The 17,433-nt window shown below is 73.1% G+C and carries 13 protein-coding genes, 1 tRNA gene and 1 pseudogene; 6 read left to right on the top strand and 9 right to left on the bottom strand.

Features of this window, described 5'->3' with window-relative positions; all coding sequences use genetic code 11:
- Positions 1-82: 82 nt before the first annotated feature.
- Together ACFV88_RS02310 and ACFV88_RS02305 are read right to left on the bottom strand one after the other, a co-directional pair.
- Positions 83-1,621, bottom strand: a complete 1,539-nt coding sequence (locus ACFV88_RS02310) for an aminopeptidase P family protein (RefSeq protein WP_385485042.1) — start codon at positions 1,619-1,621, stop codon at positions 83-85.
- Positions 1,622-1,937: 316 nt separating this feature from the next.
- Positions 1,938-3,389, bottom strand: a complete 1,452-nt coding sequence (locus ACFV88_RS02305) for a PP2C family protein-serine/threonine phosphatase (RefSeq protein WP_385485040.1) — start codon at positions 3,387-3,389, stop codon at positions 1,938-1,940.
- A 620-nt stretch (positions 3,390-4,009) separates the two neighbouring features.
- On the opposite strand from ACFV88_RS02305, the gene ACFV88_RS02300 reads away from it, so the two are divergent.
- Positions 4,010-4,672: a bifunctional DNA primase/polymerase gene (locus tag ACFV88_RS02300; RefSeq protein WP_385485038.1), complete on the top strand. Its 663-nt coding sequence runs from the start codon at positions 4,010-4,012 to the stop codon at positions 4,670-4,672.
- A 984-nt stretch (positions 4,673-5,656) separates the two neighbouring features.
- On the opposite strand, the gene ACFV88_RS02295 is transcribed toward ACFV88_RS02300, so the two are convergent.
- From ACFV88_RS02295 to ACFV88_RS02285, 3 genes and pseudogenes are all read right to left on the bottom strand, one after another.
- Entirely contained in the window at positions 5,657-6,628 is a 972-nt protein-coding gene (locus ACFV88_RS02295) for a DUF5926 family protein (protein WP_385485036.1), read from the bottom strand.
- Between the two features lie 444 nt (positions 6,629-7,072).
- A pseudogene (locus ACFV88_RS02290) lies at positions 7,073-7,594 on the bottom strand (ATP-binding protein); the annotation flags it as partial.
- Positions 7,595-7,832: 238 nt separating this feature from the next.
- Positions 7,833-8,681, bottom strand: coding sequence for a glycerophosphodiester phosphodiesterase (locus ACFV88_RS02285; RefSeq protein ID WP_385485034.1), 849 nt, complete (start codon positions 8,679-8,681; stop codon positions 7,833-7,835).
- A 303-nt stretch (positions 8,682-8,984) separates the two neighbouring features.
- Between ACFV88_RS02285 and ACFV88_RS02280 the strand changes: the two genes are divergently transcribed.
- Both ACFV88_RS02280 and ACFV88_RS02275 read left to right on the top strand, forming a co-directional pair.
- Positions 8,985-10,622, top strand: coding sequence for a S1C family serine protease (locus tag ACFV88_RS02280; RefSeq protein WP_385485032.1), 1,638 nt, complete (start codon positions 8,985-8,987; stop codon positions 10,620-10,622).
- A 43-nt stretch (positions 10,623-10,665) separates the two neighbouring features.
- Positions 10,666-10,752: transfer RNA gene (locus ACFV88_RS02275), tRNA-Ser, on the top strand.
- 78 nt (positions 10,753-10,830) lie between these two features.
- Here ACFV88_RS02275 and ACFV88_RS02270 read toward each other — a convergent pair.
- Complete coding sequence (locus ACFV88_RS02270; protein ID WP_385485030.1) at positions 10,831-11,247, bottom strand: winged helix-turn-helix transcriptional regulator; 417 nt, start codon at positions 11,245-11,247, stop codon at positions 10,831-10,833.
- Positions 11,248-11,340: 93 nt separating this feature from the next.
- On the opposite strand from ACFV88_RS02270, the gene ACFV88_RS02265 reads away from it, so the two are divergent.
- Positions 11,341-12,315 carry an NADP-dependent oxidoreductase gene (locus ACFV88_RS02265; RefSeq protein ID WP_385485028.1) on the top strand — a complete coding sequence of 325 codons (975 nt, stop codon included), beginning with the start codon at positions 11,341-11,343 and terminating at the stop codon, positions 12,313-12,315.
- Here the strand turns inward: ACFV88_RS02265 and ACFV88_RS02260 are convergent.
- Complete coding sequence (locus tag ACFV88_RS02260) at positions 12,290-12,877, bottom strand: NUDIX hydrolase (RefSeq protein WP_385485026.1); 588 nt, start codon at positions 12,875-12,877, stop codon at positions 12,290-12,292. The two genes, ACFV88_RS02265 and ACFV88_RS02260, sit on opposite strands and share 26 nt — an antisense overlap.
- A gap of 161 nt (positions 12,878-13,038) precedes the next feature.
- Between ACFV88_RS02260 and ACFV88_RS02255 the strand changes: the two genes are divergently transcribed.
- Complete coding sequence (locus ACFV88_RS02255) at positions 13,039-13,698, top strand: histone deacetylase (protein WP_385485024.1); 660 nt, start codon at positions 13,039-13,041, stop codon at positions 13,696-13,698.
- Between the two features lie 24 nt (positions 13,699-13,722).
- Here the strand turns inward: ACFV88_RS02255 and ACFV88_RS02250 are convergent, their stop codons facing one another.
- Together ACFV88_RS02250 and ACFV88_RS02245 are read right to left on the bottom strand one after the other, a co-directional pair.
- Positions 13,723-14,601, bottom strand: coding sequence for a bifunctional DNA primase/polymerase (locus ACFV88_RS02250; RefSeq protein ID WP_385485022.1), 879 nt, complete (start codon positions 14,599-14,601; stop codon positions 13,723-13,725).
- Positions 14,602-14,732: 131 nt separating this feature from the next.
- Entirely contained in the window at positions 14,733-15,392 is a 660-nt protein-coding gene (locus ACFV88_RS02245) for a SigE family RNA polymerase sigma factor (RefSeq protein WP_385485020.1), read from the bottom strand.
- 326 nt (positions 15,393-15,718) lie between these two features.
- On the opposite strand from ACFV88_RS02245, the gene ACFV88_RS02240 reads away from it, so the two are divergent.
- Entirely contained in the window at positions 15,719-17,368 is a 1,650-nt protein-coding gene (locus ACFV88_RS02240) for a long-chain fatty acid--CoA ligase (protein ID WP_385485191.1), read from the top strand.
- Positions 17,369-17,433 lie beyond the last annotated feature (65 nt).

The raw sequence follows: 17,433 nt of genomic DNA, 5'->3' as shown, positions 1-17,433 counted from the left end.
CCGTCAGGGTAGCGACTGCCGCCCCGCACCCGGAGGTGACCGGGTGCGGGGCGGGCGGGTTCCGGGCCGCGGGCGCGGTGGGTCAGCCCTGCTGGAGCTCCGCCATCCACCGCTCGATCTCGTCGGAGCGGCGCGGCAGGGCGGCGGACAGGTTCACGTTGCCGTCCTCGGTGACGAGGATGTCGTCCTCGATCCGGACACCGATGCCCCGGTACTCCTCGGGCACGGTGAGGTCGTCGGCCTGGAAGTACAGGCCCGGCTCCACCGTCAGGCACATGCCCGGCTCCAGGGTGCCCCCGACGTACGTCTCGGTGCGGGCGGCGGCGCAGTCGTGCACGTCCATGCCGAGCATGTGGCCGGTGCCGTGCAGCGTCCAGCGGCGCTGGAGGCCCAGTTCGAGGACCCGCTCCACCGGGCCCTCGACGAGCCCCCACTCGACCAGCCGCTCGGCGAGGACACGCTGTGCGGCGTCGTGGAACTCGCGGTACTTGGCGCCCGGTCGCACCGCGGCGATCCCGGCCTCCTGGGCGTCGTACACCGCGTCGTAGATCTTCTTCTGGAGCTCGCTGAAGGTTCCGTCGACCGGCAGGGTGCGGGTGATGTCGGCGGTGTAGAGGGTGTGGGTCTCGACCCCCGCGTCCAGCAGCAGCAGGTCGCCGGCCCGGACGGGGCCGTCGTTGCGGACCCAGTGCAGGGTGGTGGCGTGGGCGCCGGAGGCGCAGATCGAGCCGTAGCCGATGTCGTTGCCCTCGACGCGGGCGCGCAGGAAGAAGGTGCCTTCGATGTAGCGCTCGCTGGTGGCCTGGGCCCGGTCGAGCACCTTGACGACGTCCTCGAAGCCCCGCAGGGTCGAGTCGACCGCCTTCTGGAGTTCGCCGACCTCGAAGGAGTCCTTGACCAGGCGGGCCTCGGAGAGGAAGACCCGCAGCTCCTCGTCGCGCTCGCCGGTCACCTTGTCGGTGAGGGCCGCCTCGACGCCCCGGTCGTAACCGCGGACCACCCGGACCGGGCCGCTCGCCGCGCGCAGCGCGTCGGGCAGCTTGCGGACGTCGGAGGCGGGGACGCCGTACAGCTGCGCGGCCTCGGTGAGCGAGTCGCGTCGGCCCACCCACAGCTCGCCCTGGCCGTCGAGCCAGAACTCGCCGTTCTCCCGGTCGGAACGCGGCAGCAGGTAGATCGTGGCGTCGTGCCCGGTGTCGGTCGGCTCCAGCACGAGGACGCCGTCCTCGGTCTGGTTGCCGGTGAGGTACGCGTACTCCACCGAGGAGCGGAACGGGTACTCGGTGTCGTTCGAGCGGGTCTTCAGGTTGCCCGCGGGAATGACGAGGCGTTCACCGGGGAAGCGTGTGGACAGGGCGGCCCGGCGGGCGGCCGTCTCGGACGCCTGCGGGATCGGGGCGAGATCCTGCCGTTCCGTGTCCGCCCAGCCCGACCGCATGTTTTCGGCCAGTTCATCGGACACGCCGGGGTAGAGGCCGTTCTTGCGCTGCTGGATCGGCTCCCCCTCCTCGGTGCCCTCCGGAGCGCCCGTGATGCCCTGCTCCTCCGGGTTCTCCGGGTTCGCGAGCCTTGCAGCGGTCTCCGGGGCCTCCGGGTTCTCCGGGTTGAGCTCCTCCGACACGGTCTTCCTCCTTGGATGCGGCTTTGGACCCCCTCCATCGTACGGTCGTGCGGAAGGGGGGTCGTGGCCGGAAGGCGTGGCCCGTGTATCTGCCATGTACACGGTGAGCGGTCGACGGTTCGCGTTCGGTGATCGCGGGCTGCTGACCGCGCTCCCGTCCCGTCGCGTCCCGGGCACCCCCGGACGGGGGGCACCCCCGGACGCGCCCCCCGAACCGGGGCGACCGGACCCTGCGCCGGGTCGGTGCGGTGGCGTCGCGGTGCGGTGGTACGGGGGTGGGCGCGGCGGTCAGCGTCGGGCGTGACGGCTCAACGGCTCAGCGGAACCGGGCCGCCAGCAGCACCACGTCCTCGTCGCTGTCCGGGTCCTCAAGGCCCTGCGGCGCCATCGCCCGCACCACGTGGTCGGCGATCGCCCCGGGGTCGTCCCGGAGCCGCGCGGGCACGCCGGCCGCCGCCGAGTGCAGTCGGGCGAAGGCCCGGTCCATCGGGTCCCCGGTGCGCTGGAGCAGCCCGTCGGTGAACAGCAGCACCGTTTCTCCTGGCTCGGGGTGCAGCTCCACGCTCGGAGCCTCCCAGCACGCCAGCATCCCCAACGGCGCCGACAGCGTGGTCTCCACGTACTCGGTGCGCCGCTCGCCGACGATCAGCGGCGGACAGTGCCCGGCCCCGGCCAAGGTGACCTTGCGCAGGGCGGGTTCGCAGTACGCGAACAGGGCGGTGGCGCCGCGGGCCGGCTCGGTCAGTCGCAGCAGCAGCTCCAGGTCGGACAGGACCGCCACCGGGTCCTCGCCCTCCATCACCGCGTACGCCCGCAGCGAGGCCCGCAGCCGGCCCATCGCGGCGACCGCGCTCGGCCCCGACCCGGTGACCGAACCGACCGACAGCCCCAGCGCGCCCTCCGGCAGCGGCAGGGCGTCGAACCAGTCGCCGCCGCCGCGCTGACCGCTGTGGTGGCGCACGGCCAACTGCACCCCGGGCACCCGGGCCAACCGTTTCGGCAACAGCTCTGTGGTGAGCGCCGAAGCGGCGGTGCGGGCCCGCTCCAGATCGAGGAGCCGCGCCAGGTGCTCCCCTGCGTGCCGGGTGTAGAGGCCGACCAGGTGGCGCTGGCGCTCCGTCGGTTCGGCGGGTTCGTCGTACAGCCACACGGCCGCCCCGAGCCGGCCGGTTCCCTCCGCCGTCAGTGGCAGTGCGTAACTGGCCGCGTAGCCGAGACGGGCGGCGACCTCACGGTGGCGCGGGTCGACGGCGTCGTCGCGCAGCAGGTCGGGGTGGGCGATCTCGTGGTCCGCGGCAGGTGCGTCCAGGAGTCGGCCGTACGACGTCGAGCTGCGCGGAACTGTCTCGATATGGCCGATGTCCGCCCGTGCCAGGCCCAGCCCGACCGTGGTGTCCGGCCCGAATCCGTCAGCAGGTTCGAGGACGACCAGCCCGCGCCGGGCGCCCACGAGGGCCGCGCCGGCGCGCAGCACCTCGTGCAGCGCCTCCTCGACCGTCGCCCGACGCGTCAGGCACTCGGTCAGCTCGTGCAGGGTCGTGAGGTCCGAGACCCATCCGGCCAACCGGTCCTGGAGGACCGCTCCGGCAGGCGGGGGCGGGGCCCCCTCGGGCCCGCTCTCCGGGGCGCCGCCGGCCGGCTCGTCCCCGGGGGGGCCGGCTCCCGGGTCCGCGGGGGACGAGGTGGGAGCGACGGGCGTGACAGTGTGCGCGGGGGCGGGAACCGCAGAATCGATTCCGGCCACTTTCGGCGGAGGGGGGGTTGTCATGGTGTCCGACTCCCGGGCCGGTGCGTAATGCTGAATAGCATCGCAAACCCCCTGTCATTTCGCGGTGCCGACAATGTCTCCACATCTACACGGAGTGGAGAGGGGATGTCCAGCATTGTCCTGCTGGGATCCCTGGTGTCCGTGGGGTTTTCGGCAACATCGCAAGTTGGCAAAAAACTGCCCATGGGAACGGCTCATTGCGGTCGACTGGCATTGTTCGACGGAGCGTCATGGCGGTCTTGATGGGTACGTAATCGGTGAAGGCCAGGAGTGACCCGGTGCAGAACACCGCGGTCGTGGAACCTGGCGACGGAACCGGGCGTCATCACCAGCAGTGACCGTGCCCCATCGTCCGTGGCACCGGTAGCGAGTACGACGCGTGACGGCACGAGACCGACGCCGCCACCCCATGCCACGGCCATGCTCTAACCAGACGCGGCAGCGCAACGGCCGCACCCAAAGGATCGACCCTTCGGGGCTCCCCGTGCCTGAGGCAGGGGTGGTGACGCGCCAGCACGCACGCACGGCGAACAGCCGTTTCGTGTGCACGGTTAACTGATCAACTGATCGACACATGCTGTGATGTGGTCTTCGGCGTTCAAGGAAAGGAACGAGCGCTCATGCGCGAGATCCTCGGAAGGCGACGCGGGCTCCTGTCCAGGCGCAATGACGGGCGGCCCGAGGTCATCGGTGCGGCACTGACCTTCGCGACGCTCTGGCAGTGGCCCGTACTCCCGGGGGTGGGGACTCGGCCGCGCGGTGCCGGCTGTTCCTGCCCCGACCCGGACTGCGGGGTGCCCGGGGCGCACCCCTTCGAGCCCGGGCTGCTCGCGGCCACCACGGACGAGCGGATGGTGCGCTGGTGGTGGACCAACCGTCCGCAGGCGCCCGTCATCCTGGCCACGGGCGGCGCGGCGCCCTGCGCCGTCAGTCTGCCCGCCCTCCCGGCGGCCCGCGCCCTCACCGCGCTCGACCGGGCGGGCATCCGCCTGGGCCCCGTGATCGCGACCCCGGAGCGCTGGGCGCTGCTCGTCGCCCCGTACTCCTTCGAGCGGCTGGGCGAGTTGCTCTACGCGAAGGACCACGTCCCGGGCTCGCTCCGGTTCCACGGTGAGGGCGGCTACCTCGCCCTGCCGCCCTCGGGGACCGGCGTGGGTCAGGTCCGGTGGGAGCGGGCGCCGCTGCCCGGTTCGGCGCGCCCCTGGGTGCCGGACGTGGAGGCCGTGGTGGACGGGGTCGTGGACGCCCTCATCCGTGCGGAGGTGAACGCGCCGGAACTCTAGGACCCGTCGCCTCGGGTGCGGGGAGTGTGGACGGACTGCGCGGCGGTCCCGGGGTGGCTGACCCGGGGCCGCCGCCGTCTTGTCCGCTTGCTCGTCCGTTCGCTCGCCTGCTTGTTCGTGCCCCGTCCGGGCCCGCGGTTGCGGCGGGCCGGCCGGACGGAGGCCGCCGGTCGGGGGTGGTGGCGGGAACTTCGGGTGCTTCGGACTCCGTTGATATGGCCGGTTGACGAGGGTGGGTCGGCCCGGGGGTCGCACGGGCGAACGCGGAGCGGTGCGGGAGGGGGCGGGGCCCTCGCGGACGACCGGGCGCGCTGCACCCCTGCGGGGCGAGCCCCGCGGGACGGGGAGCCCCTCGGGGCCGCCGCGGGGCGCGGCCCGGCGATGCGGTGCGCGAGGCCCCTCCGGTCAGGGGCACGACAACTCCGTAGATCGGCGGGGGAGTTGAAAGCGCTGATGAGGGGGTGGGTGCCGGCCGGCGGGTGCGACACGCGGGCCCGGACATGGAAGCGCCCGGTTGCTGGCGACGGGGGATGCACCAGCAACCGGGCTATCCGAACCGTAACAAGAGATCGGCGGTTAGCAAATTCGATGCCGCCTATTTGGCCAGCGATTTGCGCGTGGGCGCGGGTAGTTGTGACAGGAGTCACCCGTTCCGCATGCTGACTGGTCGGTCAGTGACGCACCCTTCACGCACGGCTGCGGATCGTTCGCCGCGGTGTGCGTACGCATGCCCGTGCGAGTGCGTCCGTACGGGGGCGGGTGCGGGTGTCCGCGGGTACGGGTGCGGGGCCGTGTGTGTGGGGCGCGTGTCGTACCGGGGGGCGTCGTACCCGTCGTACGGGGGCGTGCGGCGTACGAGGGCGTGCGGCGTAGGAGGGCCGGTGCGGTGACCTCGCGGTGTGCGGGGCCGTGCGGTGACATCGCGGTGCGTCGGACCGGGGCGGTGTTGCCACCGGTCCGACGCACCGCCTCCGGCCGGGCGGATCAGCTCAGGGTGACCTGACGGTTGGTGAGACCGCCGCGGGCCCGCCGCTCGTCCGGGGTCAACGGCGCGTCGACGGCGAGGGCGGACACCAGCCGCTCCGCGAACGCGGCCGCCGGCTTCTCGACGTCCTCGGCGGTGACGCCCGTCGGCAGGTCCCACACCGGGACCGTCAGACCGTGCGCCCGGAACGAACCGACCAGCCGGGTGCCCTCGCCCAGTGAGGAGACGCCGGCGGCGTGCAGCCGGGCCAGCGCGTCCAGCAGCTGCTCCTCGGGGTACGGCATGACCCAGCGCAGGTGGTTCTTCTCCGGGGTCTCGCACCAGTACGCGGCGTCCACACCGGCGAGCTTGACCGTCGGGATGGCCGCCTCGTTGGCGCGCTCCAGGGAGGCGGTGACGTCCGGTGCGGCGTTCTCCGCGTCCGGAACCCAGAACTCGAAGCCCGGGTGCACGGTCGGCTCGAAGGCGCTGTCGGGCTCGATCAGGTCCTGGAGGCGCGGTCCGTCCGCCGGCGCCCGGCGGCCCTGCACCGGGGTGCCCGGCTCGGCCACGAGGGCGCGCTCCAGGGTGTCGGCGAGGTCCCGGCTGATGTCACCGGAGGAGGTGTCGTTCTGCACGCCCAGCAGCACCGAGCCGTCGTCGCGGCGCAGTGCCGGCCAGGCCATCGGCAGGACCGTCGCCAGCGTCACCGACGGCACGCCCTCGGGCAGCCCGCCCTTGAGCGTCAGGGCGACCGTCGCCGCCGGGACCAGCTCGCGCAGCGCCACCCAGTCGCCCTCGCCGGGCAACCCCTCGAAGGGGCGCTGGACCAGCTCGGTCGCTGCGTGGGAGGCCGCGCGGCCGTGGCACGCCTTGTAGCGCCGCCCCGATCCGCAGGGGCAGGGCTCGCGGGCTCCTACGACGGGGACCTCCCGGTCGTCGGCGCTGGCGGAGCGCGGTGTGGCCTTCGTCTGGGGGCGCTTCTTGGCCATCGTGCCTGTCTCCCGATCACGGCTCGTCTCGTAACTCCGCGAGCCTATCCGCTCCCGCCGACAGCGCCCGCCCCGCGCCGGTGGGGTGCGTCGGGGCGGACGAGGTCAGTCGTCGTGGCCGAACGTGTCGGGGGCGAGGGAATCGCCGAACTCCCGCTCCGGAGCGGGAGTGTCCCGGATCGATGCGGCGCTCGCGCCCCCGAGCGATGCGGCGCCCGTGTCCCCGAGCGATATGGCGCTCGCGTCCCCGAGCGGCGTGGCGCCCGTGTCCCGTAGCGACGGGCCCGTGTCCTGGAGTGATGTGACGCGCGTAGCGAAATCGCCGTGAACATCCGCCGTGCGCGAGTCGGTACGGGATTCGGCGGGGGAGCCCGTGCCGGAACCGGTGGGGGATTCGCTACGGGAACCGGTGGGCGAGCCGGTACGGCGGGAGTCGGTGCGGGAGTCGTCCCGCACCACGACCCACACGGTCACTTCGCCGCGGTCGTTGTCGCGGACGCCCCAGTCGTCGGCGAGCGCGCCGATGATGTTCAGCCCGCGACCGCCGTGCGCGGTGACCGAAGGCGTCGACGGGATCGGGCGGGTCGGACCGCCGCCATCCGTCACCTCCACCGTCAGCCGGCCCGACGCGTCCGTGCGCCACGCCGCCCTGACGTCGCCGTCGCCGGCGAACGCGTCACCGAGGGGGCGGCCGTGTCGGCACGCGTTGCTCAGCAGTTCGGAAAGGACCAACACCGCGTCGTCGACGACCGCTTCCGGCACTCCGCCGCCCCGTAGCTGCGCCCGCATCCGGCGCCTGGCTTCCCCTACGCCCGCAGGGCCATGGGGCACGGCCATGCTCGACGACGTGGGTACCTCCTGTGTCACCACCAACGCCACCCCCGAGACCTCCTTCGCCCCACGCCATCGTGTGGATGCCCCATTGGACTGGACCGGAAACCGGCCCGCCGGACCCGGCTGTCGCACTCGCGACCCCTCGATACACAGCGAACGCGCCAGCGCACTCCCCGTAATCGACGTCCCCTCCGGTCGGTCGCCGGAGGCTCCCGCACCGCGGCCGTCCGGGTGCCCGTCGAGCCCCCGTCCGGCTCCGCTCCGGTCGCCTCCCGGGTCGGTTTCCAGCCATGGTCGGGACGCCGGTGCGGTGCGGTCTCGTCCGGTCCGGTCCGGTGTGCGGCCGCCCGGTCCGGTGCGGCCGGTCGGGTTACGGGGTCCGGCCGAGTCGGGCGAGCACCTGCGCCGGCCGGTTGGTGATGATCGCGTCGACGCCGAGGCGCACGCAGAGGTCGACGTCCGCGGGCTCGTTCACGGTCCACACGTGCACCTGGTGACCGGCCTGTCGGAGCTTCGCCACGTGTCCCGGGTGGTTGCGCACCAGCCGGATCGAGGGGCCCGCGATCCGTACGTCCCGGGGGAGCCGCCCCTCGCGCAGCCGGGGGGTCAGGAACTGCGTCAGGTGCACGGTGGGGAGCTCCGGAGCGGCGGCCCGCACCCGGTGCAGCGAGCGTGCCGAGAAGCTCATGATCCGTACCGGGGACTCCTCCGCCGAGCGCGGCGCGGCGAGCCCGAAGCGCCGGAGCTGGTCGAGGAGGCGTTCCTCGACCTGCCCGGCCCAGCGGGTGGGGTGTTTGGTCTCGATGGCCAGCTCGACCGGCCGGTCCGCGTCGGCGACCAGTTCCAGGAGTCGTTCCAGGGTGAGCACCGAGGTGCCCGCCCGCTCCGGGCTGCTCTCCCAGTCGGGGCTCTCCTCCCAGCCGGGGCCCTCCCGCCCCGCCGAGCGGCGCTTCCAGGAACCGAAGTCGAGGGCGGCGAGGTCGGCGAGTTCGAGTGCCGACACCGCTCCGCGGCCGTTCGACGTACGGTTGACGCGACGGTCGTGGACACAGACGAGGTGGCCGTCGGCGGTGAGTCGCACGTCGCACTCCAGGGCGTCGGCGCCGTCCTCGATGGCCTTCCGGTAGGCGGCCAGGGTGTGTTCCGGCTCGTCCTCGGAGGCGCCCCGGTGGGCCACCACCTGGACGGGGCGGGTCGGATGCCGGTCTGCGTGGGTCACCGCGTCATCGTGCCATCCGGGGCCGAGCGAAGGGCGCACGGGCGTGGGTCTCGCCCGGCCGGGGGACCTTCCGTGAACGTGTCCAAGATGTCCGGCATAAAGAATGTCATCGTACGCACAGGATCGGCTTATGGTGCCCTGACGCCCCATGGGAAAGGCTACGGGGCACCACGTCCGCCGCGGACCGGTGACGGCCGTGGACGGAACGCGGCGTGACCGTCAGCGGATCAGGACAGTGGAGCAAGGACGTCAAGGCGTGACCGACGAACCGTCGACCGAGTCGTGGACCGAGGAGAGAAAGCTGTGAGCACCGAGAACGAGGGCACCCCGGCACCCCCGGCGCCGTCCGCACCTCCCGTGCCGGTGGACGCTCCCGCGACTCACCCCCCGGCTCCCGCCGAAGCGGCTCCCCCCGCCGGGGCGGCTCCGGCCGGTGCGGCCCCCGCCGGTGGGGCTCCGGCTGGCGGGCCGGGCCCGGGCGCCGCCCCCGCGGACCATCCGCACCAGGACGGCACCCACGGCATCTACCAGGAGGCGCCGGAGCAGCAGACCGCGACGCTGCCCACCACCGGTGCCCCGGGAACCCACGCCGGGGGCGCCCCCGAGCAGCCCGCTGCGCCCGCGTACGCCTCCTACCCGCCGCCGCAGCCGCCGGCCGCGGCGTACCCGGCGCAGTCCGGTGCGCCCGTCGGGGACTGGCCGCCGCCCACCGTGCCCGCCTACGCCGGGAACGACGGCGGGACGGGCTGGGGCTCCTCGTATCCCGAGGCCCACCCCGCCGGTCACCCCGGCGACGCCCCGGGGGCCAAGCCGGCCGGCCGTCGCCGCGGCGGGCTCGTCGTGGCCATCGCCGCCGCCGCGCTCGTCGCGAGCGCCCTCGGCGGAGGCGTCGGCTACCAGGTCGCGAAGAACAACGACGACTCCCCCGGTTCGACCACGGTCGCCGCCTCCGACAGCCCGGCCGACCTGAAGCGCGAGCCCGGCTCGGTCGCCGGCATCGCCGCCGCCGCGCTGCCCAGCGTCGTCACGATCGACGCCAAGGGAGGTGACGGCGAGGGCGGCACCGGCACGGGCTTCATCTACGACCGCGAGGGCCACATCCTCACCAACAACCACGTGGTGGCATCGGCGGCCGACAGCGGCGAACTGTCCGCGACCTTCTCCAACGGGAAGAAGTACGCGGCCGAGGTGATCGGCCGCGCCCAGGGGTACGACGTGGCGGTCCTGAAGCTGAAGAACGCCCCCGGCGACCTGAAGCCGCTGCGGCTCGGCAACTCCGACAAGGTCGCCGTCGGGGACTCCACCATCGCCATCGGCGCCCCCTTCGGCCTGTCCAACACGGTCACCACGGGCATCGTCAGCGCCAAGGACCGTCCCGTCGCCTCCAGCGACGGCGGCAGCAGCGGCAAGGCGTCGTACATGAGCGCCCTCCAGACCGACGCCTCGATCAACCCCGGCAACTCGGGCGGTCCGCTGCTGGACGCGCGGGGCGCCGTCATCGGCGTCAACTCGGCCATCCAGTCCGCGGGCAGCGGCATGGGCGGCGCGGGCCAGGCGGGCTCCATCGGCCTCGGCTTCGCCATCCCCATCAACCAGGCCACGACGGTCGCCCAGACGCTCATCAAGACCGGCAAGCCCGTGTACGCGGTCATCGGCGCGTCGGTCTCCCTGGAGGAGAACGGCGACGGCGCCACCATCACGCAGGAGGGCGCCGGCGGTTCGGACTCCGTCATCCCGGGCGGCCCGGCGGCCAAGGCGGGCCTCCAGTCCGGTGACGTCATCACCAAGCTCGACGACACGGTGATCGACAGCGGGCCCACCCTGATCGGTGAGATCTGGACCCACAAGCCGGGTGACGCCGTCAAAATCACCTACGAGCGCGACGGCAAGGAGCGCACGGTCGACCTGGTCCTGGGCGAACGCGAGGGCGACAGCAGCTGACCCGTTATTCTTGTCCCCGCGCCGCTCCGGTCGGACGGCGCGGGGAGACGTGCCCGAGCGGCCTAAGGGAACGGTCTTGAAAACCGTCGTGGCAGCGATGTCACCGTGGGTTCAAATCCCACCGTCTCCGCAGCGCCCAGCGACGTAGCTGGTCACAAGGGGTGCCCCGCATCAGGGGCACCCCTTCCGCGTGCTCGGGGTGTTCGTTCTAGGGGGCGGCGTCCGGGGCCGGCGGGTCGGTGCGCTCGTCGAACTCCTTGCGCGCGGACCGGAGAGCGGTGAGGTTCGTGCGGGACCAGTCGGTGATGCCCTGCACCAGTTCGCCCAGCTCCCGGCCGAGGTCGGTCAACCGGTACTCGACGCGCGGCGGCACCGTCGGGTACACCGTGCGGGTCAGCAGCCCCTCGCGCTCCAGTGCGCGCAGGGTCCGCGTCAGGACCTTCGGGGTCACGCCGTCCAACCGCCGGCGCAGTTCGGCGAACCGCACGGGCCGGTCGTCCTCCAGCACCACCAGGACCAGCATGGTCCACTTGCTGGCGATCAGCTCCAGCACCGCACGGGTGGGGCAGTCGCGGAGGAAGACCTCCACGCCCCCGTGTCGCCTCAGGTCGAAGCCGGTATCCATGAGGAACCTCGCTATCAGATAAGTGCCTTCTTCCGGGCGGGCGTCGCCCGGACCGACGATGGGCGCATCCTGACCCACTGACGAGGAGTCCTGTTGTCCGCCCGTATGCATGCCATCGTCCAGTCCGCGTTCGGCGGTCCGGAAGTGCTCGTCCACACCGAGGTCGACGTGCCGCAGCCCGGTCCCGGGGAGGTGCTGGTCCGGGTCGCCGGTGCCGGGGTCAACCCGGGTGACGCGATCCTCCGGGCCGGCCGCGTACCGGAGTTGGTCGCCCTGCCGTGGACGCCCGGCAGCGACGTCGCCGGCGTGGTGGAGCGGGTCGGCGCGGGGGTGACGCGGTGCGCGCCGGGCGACCGGGTGTACGGGATGACGGCGCTCGGACGCCGCGGCGCGTACGCCGAGTACACCGCCGTACCGGCCGACGTACTGGCTCCCGCCCCGGCGAACCTCGACCTGGTGCACGCCGGCGGGCTGCCCCTGGTCGCGTTCACCGCGTGGCAGGCGCTGGCCGTGCTGGCCCGGGTCCGGCCCGGTGACCGGGTCCTGATCCACGCGGCGGCGGGCGGGGTGGGCCATGTCGCGGTGCAACTCGCCAAGGACCTCGGTGCCCATGTCATCGGCACCGCGCGGGCGGCCCGTCACGAACTGCTGCGCGAGTTGGGCGCCGACGAACTCGTCGACTACTCGACCACCGACTTCCGGACCGCCGTGGCCCCCGTGGACACCGTGCTGGACCTGGTCGGCGGCTCGTACGGGCCGCGCTCCCTCGACGTGCTGCGGCCGGGTGGTCTGCTCGTCGGCGCGTCGATCGATCCGGGGACCGACGAGCGGCAGGCCGCCGCGCGTGGGCTGCGCTACGCCTGGGTCACCGCCCGGCCCTTGGGGGAGGTGCTGGAGGGGATCACCGAGCGGGTGGAGGCGGGCCGGCTGCGGCTGGTGGTCCAGCGCACCTACCCCCTGGCCGAGGCGGCCGAGGCCCACCGGGCGATCGAATCGAAGCGCACCGCCGGGAAGCTCGTCCTCGCGCCGACGGCCTCCCCCCTCACCGAACCCCTTCAGACCTCTTAGACCCCTCAGGCCCCTCAGACCCCCCAGGGTCTGCGGCTCCTTCGGTCATGAGCAGGTACAGCAGGCCGACCAGGGTGCCGCTGCTGACGATCTCCCGGCGGTCGATCATCCCGCGGACCTCGTCGAGCGGGATCCACTCGATGCGGTCGGACTCGTTCCGCTCCGCGGGCGGTCCGACGCGGGTGGCGCCGTCGGCCCGGAAGACGTGGTGCTGCGTGTCGGTGATGCCGGCTGCGGGCTCCGCGTAGATCAGGGGACGGACGGGACCGGGGCGCCAGCCCGTCTCCTCCAGCACCTCGCGGGCCGCCGCCTCAGCGGGCGACTCGCCGTCCTCGACCAGACCCATGGGCAGCTCCCAGGCCCACGAGTCGGTGACGAAGCGGTGCCGCCACATCATCAGCACCTCCCGGCGGTCGTTGAGCACCGCGGCCACCGCCAGGTTCCTGAGCCGGACGGCGTAGTAGTCCACCCGGCGTCCGTCCGGCTGTTCGACGTCCAGCTGGCACAGCCTCAACCACTCGTTGCCGTAGAGCTGCTGCTCCCCGTGAACTTCCCAGCGCACGTGCGTGACCCTCCCGATCGGTGTCCGGACGTTCAGCATGCCCTGCGGCGGGCGGCGGCCGACCGGTGGGTTCGGCCCCGGCGCGGGTGCGGACCGCGGTGCGGGTGTTCCACTGGAGTGGCTACCCAGGTCGCCGTCCGCCCCGTCCCAGGGAGGCACCCTTGAGTTCCGTCCGCACCCTCACGGCACTGCGGCCCGTGGGTCCCGTCGAGCGGATCTGGTACGCCTCGTACGGGTCCAACACCGACACGGACAGGCTTCGTCACTACCTCGGCGGCGGTCGGCCACCGGGCGCGGCCCGGGCCTGTCCCGGGTGCCGTGACCCGCGCCCGCCGGAGCGCTCCGAAGCGGTGCTGCTGCCGGGCGCCCTGTACTTCGCGACCGAGTCCGCGCTCTGGACCGGTGGCCGGGCGTTCTACGACCCGTACGCCGACGGCCGGCTGTGGGGCCGGGCCCACCTGGTCACGGTCGGGCAGTTCTCCGACATCGCCGCCCAGGAGATGTACCGGCCCCCGGGGACGGACCTCGACCTCTCGACGGTGCTGCGGGAGGGCCGCGCCGAGCTGGGCCCCGGCCGTTACGAGACGTTGGTGTGCCCGGGCCTCCTGGACGGCCTCCCGGTGGTGACCTGCACCGCGCCGTGGCGACTCGACGAGGTCACGGCGGTGCGGCCGTCGGCGGCGTACCTGCGCCACCTCGCCCGCGGTCTGCTCGCCACCGGGGCGTGGGACGCGTCGGCGGTCGCCCGGTACCTGGCCCGCGCGCCGGGTGCGGCGGGTCGTTGGACGCCCGGGGAGGTGACGGAGCTGATCGGGTCGTAGAGGTCGTAGAGGTCGTGGAGACCGTCAGGGGCGGTTCCCGGTGAGGCGGGCGGCGGAGGCGACCGTGGCCCGGCACTCGCGTTCGGTCAGGCCGGTGCGCACCGCCGCCTCCACCAGGGCGTCCCGGAGCTCGGTGCCGGCCCCGGTCTCGTAGGCGCGGCAGGCGGCCCAGAAGAGACGGGTGTTGCGCTGGCCGGTGTGCGCGGCGAGGACGAACTGCACGAGCCCCCGTCCGGCCGCGTCCCCCGCGGAGGAACCCTCACCGTGGTGCCGGGGGCGCGGCGGCGCCAGGATGCGCAGCAGCGCGGGCGGGCAGGGCGCGGGCGTGAGGTGTGCCGTGCCGGGCACCGCGCTGTAGACGCCGTCCTGCGAGCGGGACCCGGGGCCGACGAGGTACCCCCCGGCGCCCCGGACGTCGATGCCCGGGGCGAGGCGGCCCGCGGAGTTCGGGACGACCCGGTCGGGCGGGCCGGTGAGCCACACGTGGCGCCCGTCGCGGGGTGTGACGACGACCACCGTGTCGGGGATCGAGAACAGATGGCGCAGGGCCAGCTCCCGCAGGGCCGCCGAGGGCTCAGGTCCCGGGGTGACGTCCAGGTCGACGCCGATGAGGTGGTGCGGGGCCAGGCCGCAGGCGATGCCGTACCCCGTCGCCCAGGGCGCGGCGCGGAAGAGCGCGCGGATGCGGTGCGGGTCGGTCGTCGCGTCGTGCACCCCGTGGCCCGGGCGTCCGCACGTGCCCCGGCAGTTCGAGGGGCCGCTCCCGTCGCGGTGCGGTGATCGCAGGGCGGGGAGCTTGCCGCGGGTCAGGGGGAAGACCGCCAGGCCGCGGGCCGCGGCGGACAGGGCGTGGGCGAGGGCCAGGGCCGAGAGGGAAGCGGTGTGCCGAACGGTGGTGGCCATGGTTCATTTTCGTGCACATGTTCGAAGAAGGGAAGGGTGCCGCAGACCCGCCGACGTGCCGCAGACCCGCCGGACGTGTCACGAGATCCGCCTGACGTGCCACGCACGACGGGCGGTCGATCCGGGAGCGGTCAGGCGGCGATGAGTTCGGGGTCCTCGCGCAGCTTGCCCAACGCACGGGAGACCGCGCTCTTGACCGTGCCTATCGAGACCCCCAGCACCGCGGCGGTCTGCGCCTCGCTCAGGTCCTCGTAGTACCGCAGGACGACCATGGCGCGCTGACGGGCCGGCAGCTTCATGATCGCCCGCCACATCGCGTCCCGCAGCGCCTGCTGCTCCGCCGGGTCGCCCAGCGGCACCGTCTCCGGTTCGGGCAACTCGTCGCAGGCGAACTCGTCGACCTTCCGCTTGCGCCACTGCGAGGTCCGCGTGTTCACCAGGGCCCGCCGCACGTAGCCGTCGAGCGCACGGTGGTCCATGATCCGATCCCAGGCGACGAACGTCTTGGTGAGGGCGGTCTGGAGCAGGTCCTCGGCGTCGCTCGGGTTCGCCGTCAGCGACCGCGCGGTACGCAGCAGTACGGGCCCGCGGGCGTGCACGTACGACGCGAAGGACGGGTAGGTCAGATGGGACACCGGGACGGGAGCGGATGATGCGCTCGGCGTGGCGGCGGATGCCGTGGACCGTGTGGACGTCACGGCCGGTATCCGGTTCAGGGCCGCGTGGGCCGTGGTCATCGGTGCCACGGGCTTCGATGCGCTGGTGCAGACAGGCGCGATGGTTGCGGTCATGCCTCCACGCTAGGTTCGGGCCCGGGCCCGGCGGATCGCCCGCAGGTCGCGAAGGGTTGTCCGCCTCAGGTTGTAGGAAAGCAGCCCGTCCCACCTACTGAAGGTGGAGGCCGGTATGACGTCCCTAGGGGTTCGGCCCCGAGACTCCCGACCGTCGTGTACGGCGCGTGACCGGCTCCACGACGGTCCGCAGGCAGCGTCTCCGGCACCGGGCGGCAGCGTGTCCGGCGCCCGAGGGTAGTGACAGACCGCTCGGTACGACCGCAGAATCGGCAGTCCGTTCCCGTACCCCTCCCGTGTCACTCACACCCCTCCCGGAGGCCACCGTGCTGAGCACCATGCAGGACGTACCGCTGCTGATCTCCCGCATCCTTCGGCACGGGGCGACGGTCCACGCCTCGTCCCAGGTGATCACCTGGACCGACGGTGCCGAGCCCCGCCGCCGGAGCTTCGCCGAGATCGGCAGCCGGACCGCCCAACTCGCGCACGCCCTCCGGGACGAACTCGGCGTCCGGGAGGGCGACCGGGTCGGAACCCTCATGTGGAACCACGCGGAGCACGTCGAGACCTACTTCGCCGCCCCGTCGATGGGCGCCGTGCTCCACACCCTGAACCTGCGCCTGCCACCGCAGCAGCTCGCCTGGGTCGTGAACCACGCCGAGGACCGGGTGGTCCTGGTGGACGGCTCGCTGCTGCCCCTCCTCGTTCCCCTGCTGCCGCACCTCCGCTCGGTCGAGCACGTCGTGGTCTCCGGACCCGGTGACCGTTCCGGGCTCGAAGGCGTACGCCCACGGGTGCACGACTACGAGGAGCTGATCGCGGGGAGGCCCACCGCGTACGACTGGCCGGAGCTGGACGAACGCCGGGCCGCCGCCATGTGTTACACCTCCGGCACCACCGGCGACCCCAAGGGCGTCGTCTTCTCCCACCGCTCGGTGTACCTGCACTCGATGCAGGTGAACATGGCCCAGTCCATGGGGCTCACGGACGCCGACACCAGCCTGGTGGTCGTCCCCCAGTTCCATGTGAACGCCTGGGGGCTGCCCCACGCGGCGCTCATGACCGGCTTCAACCTGCTGATGCCGGACCGGTTCCTCCAGCCCGGACCGCTCGCCGAGATGATCGAGTCCGTGCGCCCGACGCACGCCGCCGCCGTGCCCACCATCTGGCAGGGCCTGCTCGCCGAACTGACGGCCAGACCCCGCGACGTCTCCACCCTCGGTCAGGTCACCATCGGAGGGTCGGCCTGCCCGCCCGCCCTGATGGAGGCGTTCGACGCACTCGGCATGCGGGTGTGCCACGCCTGGGGCATGACCGAGACCTCACCGCTCGGCACCATAGCCCGGGCCCCGGGCCACGCCGTCGGCACCGACGAGGAGTTCGGCTACCGCGTCACCCAAGGGCGTTTCCCGGCCTCCGTCGAGGCGAGGCTGCGCGGCCCGGACGGCGACACCCTGCCCTGGGACGGTCGGTCAGCGGGCGAGCTGGAGGTGCGCGGACCGTGGATCGCCGGGGCGTACTACCCGGGGCCCGACGGGGAGCCGCTGCGCCCCGCCGAGAAGTTCAGCGAGGACGGCTGGCTCAAGACGGGCGACGTCGGCACCATCACGCAGGAGGGGTACCTCGCCCTGACCGACCGGGCCAAGGACGTCATCAAGTCCGGCGGTGAGTGGATCTCCTCGGTGGAGCTGGAGAACGCGCTCATGGGCCACCCCGAGGTGGCGGAGGCCGCGGTCGTCGCCGTCCCCGACGAGAAGTGGGGCGAACGCCCCTTGGCCACCGTCGTCCTCAAGGAAGGCGCCACGGCCGACTTCGAGGCCCTGCGCGCCTTCCTCGCCGGGAAGGTCGCCAGGTGGCAGCTCCCGGAACGGTGGAGCGTGGTGCAGACCGTGCCGAAGACCAGCGTCGGCAAGTTCGACAAGAAGGTCATCCGCAAGCAGTACGCGGACGGCGACCTGGACGTCACCCAGCTCTGACCCCGACCGGCCGCGGTGGTCGCTTACGCCGAGTGGGGGTGTTTCACGTGAAACACCCCCACTTC

Source organism: Streptomyces sp. NPDC059816 (genome assembly GCF_042732055.1).
Lineage (GTDB): Bacteria > Actinomycetota > Actinomycetes > Streptomycetales > Streptomycetaceae > Streptomyces.
Note: the sequence above shows the minus strand (reverse complement) of the source record. Positions and strands in the feature narration are given on the sequence as shown.

What these genes read in the sequence shown, in the direction of transcription:
- ACFV88_RS02305 (WP_385485040.1), bottom strand. Translation starts at nt 3,389, where the DNA reads ATGACAACCCCCCCTCCGCCGAAAGTGGCCGGAATCGATTCTGCGGTT.
- ACFV88_RS02300 (WP_385485038.1), top strand. Translation starts at nt 4,010, where the DNA reads ATGCGCGAGATCCTCGGAAGGCGACGCGGGCTCCTGTCCAGGCGCAAT.
- ACFV88_RS02295 (WP_385485036.1), bottom strand. Translation starts at nt 6,628, where the DNA reads ATGGCCAAGAAGCGCCCCCAGACGAAGGCCACACCGCGCTCCGCCAGC.
- ACFV88_RS02270 (WP_385485030.1), bottom strand. Translation starts at nt 11,247, where the DNA reads ATGGATACCGGCTTCGACCTGAGGCGACACGGGGGCGTGGAGGTCTTC.
- ACFV88_RS02250 (WP_385485022.1), bottom strand. Translation starts at nt 14,601, where the DNA reads ATGGCCACCACCGTTCGGCACACCGCTTCCCTCTCGGCCCTGGCCCTC.
- ACFV88_RS02245 (WP_385485020.1), bottom strand. Translation starts at nt 15,392, where the DNA reads ATGACCGCAACCATCGCGCCTGTCTGCACCAGCGCATCGAAGCCCGTG.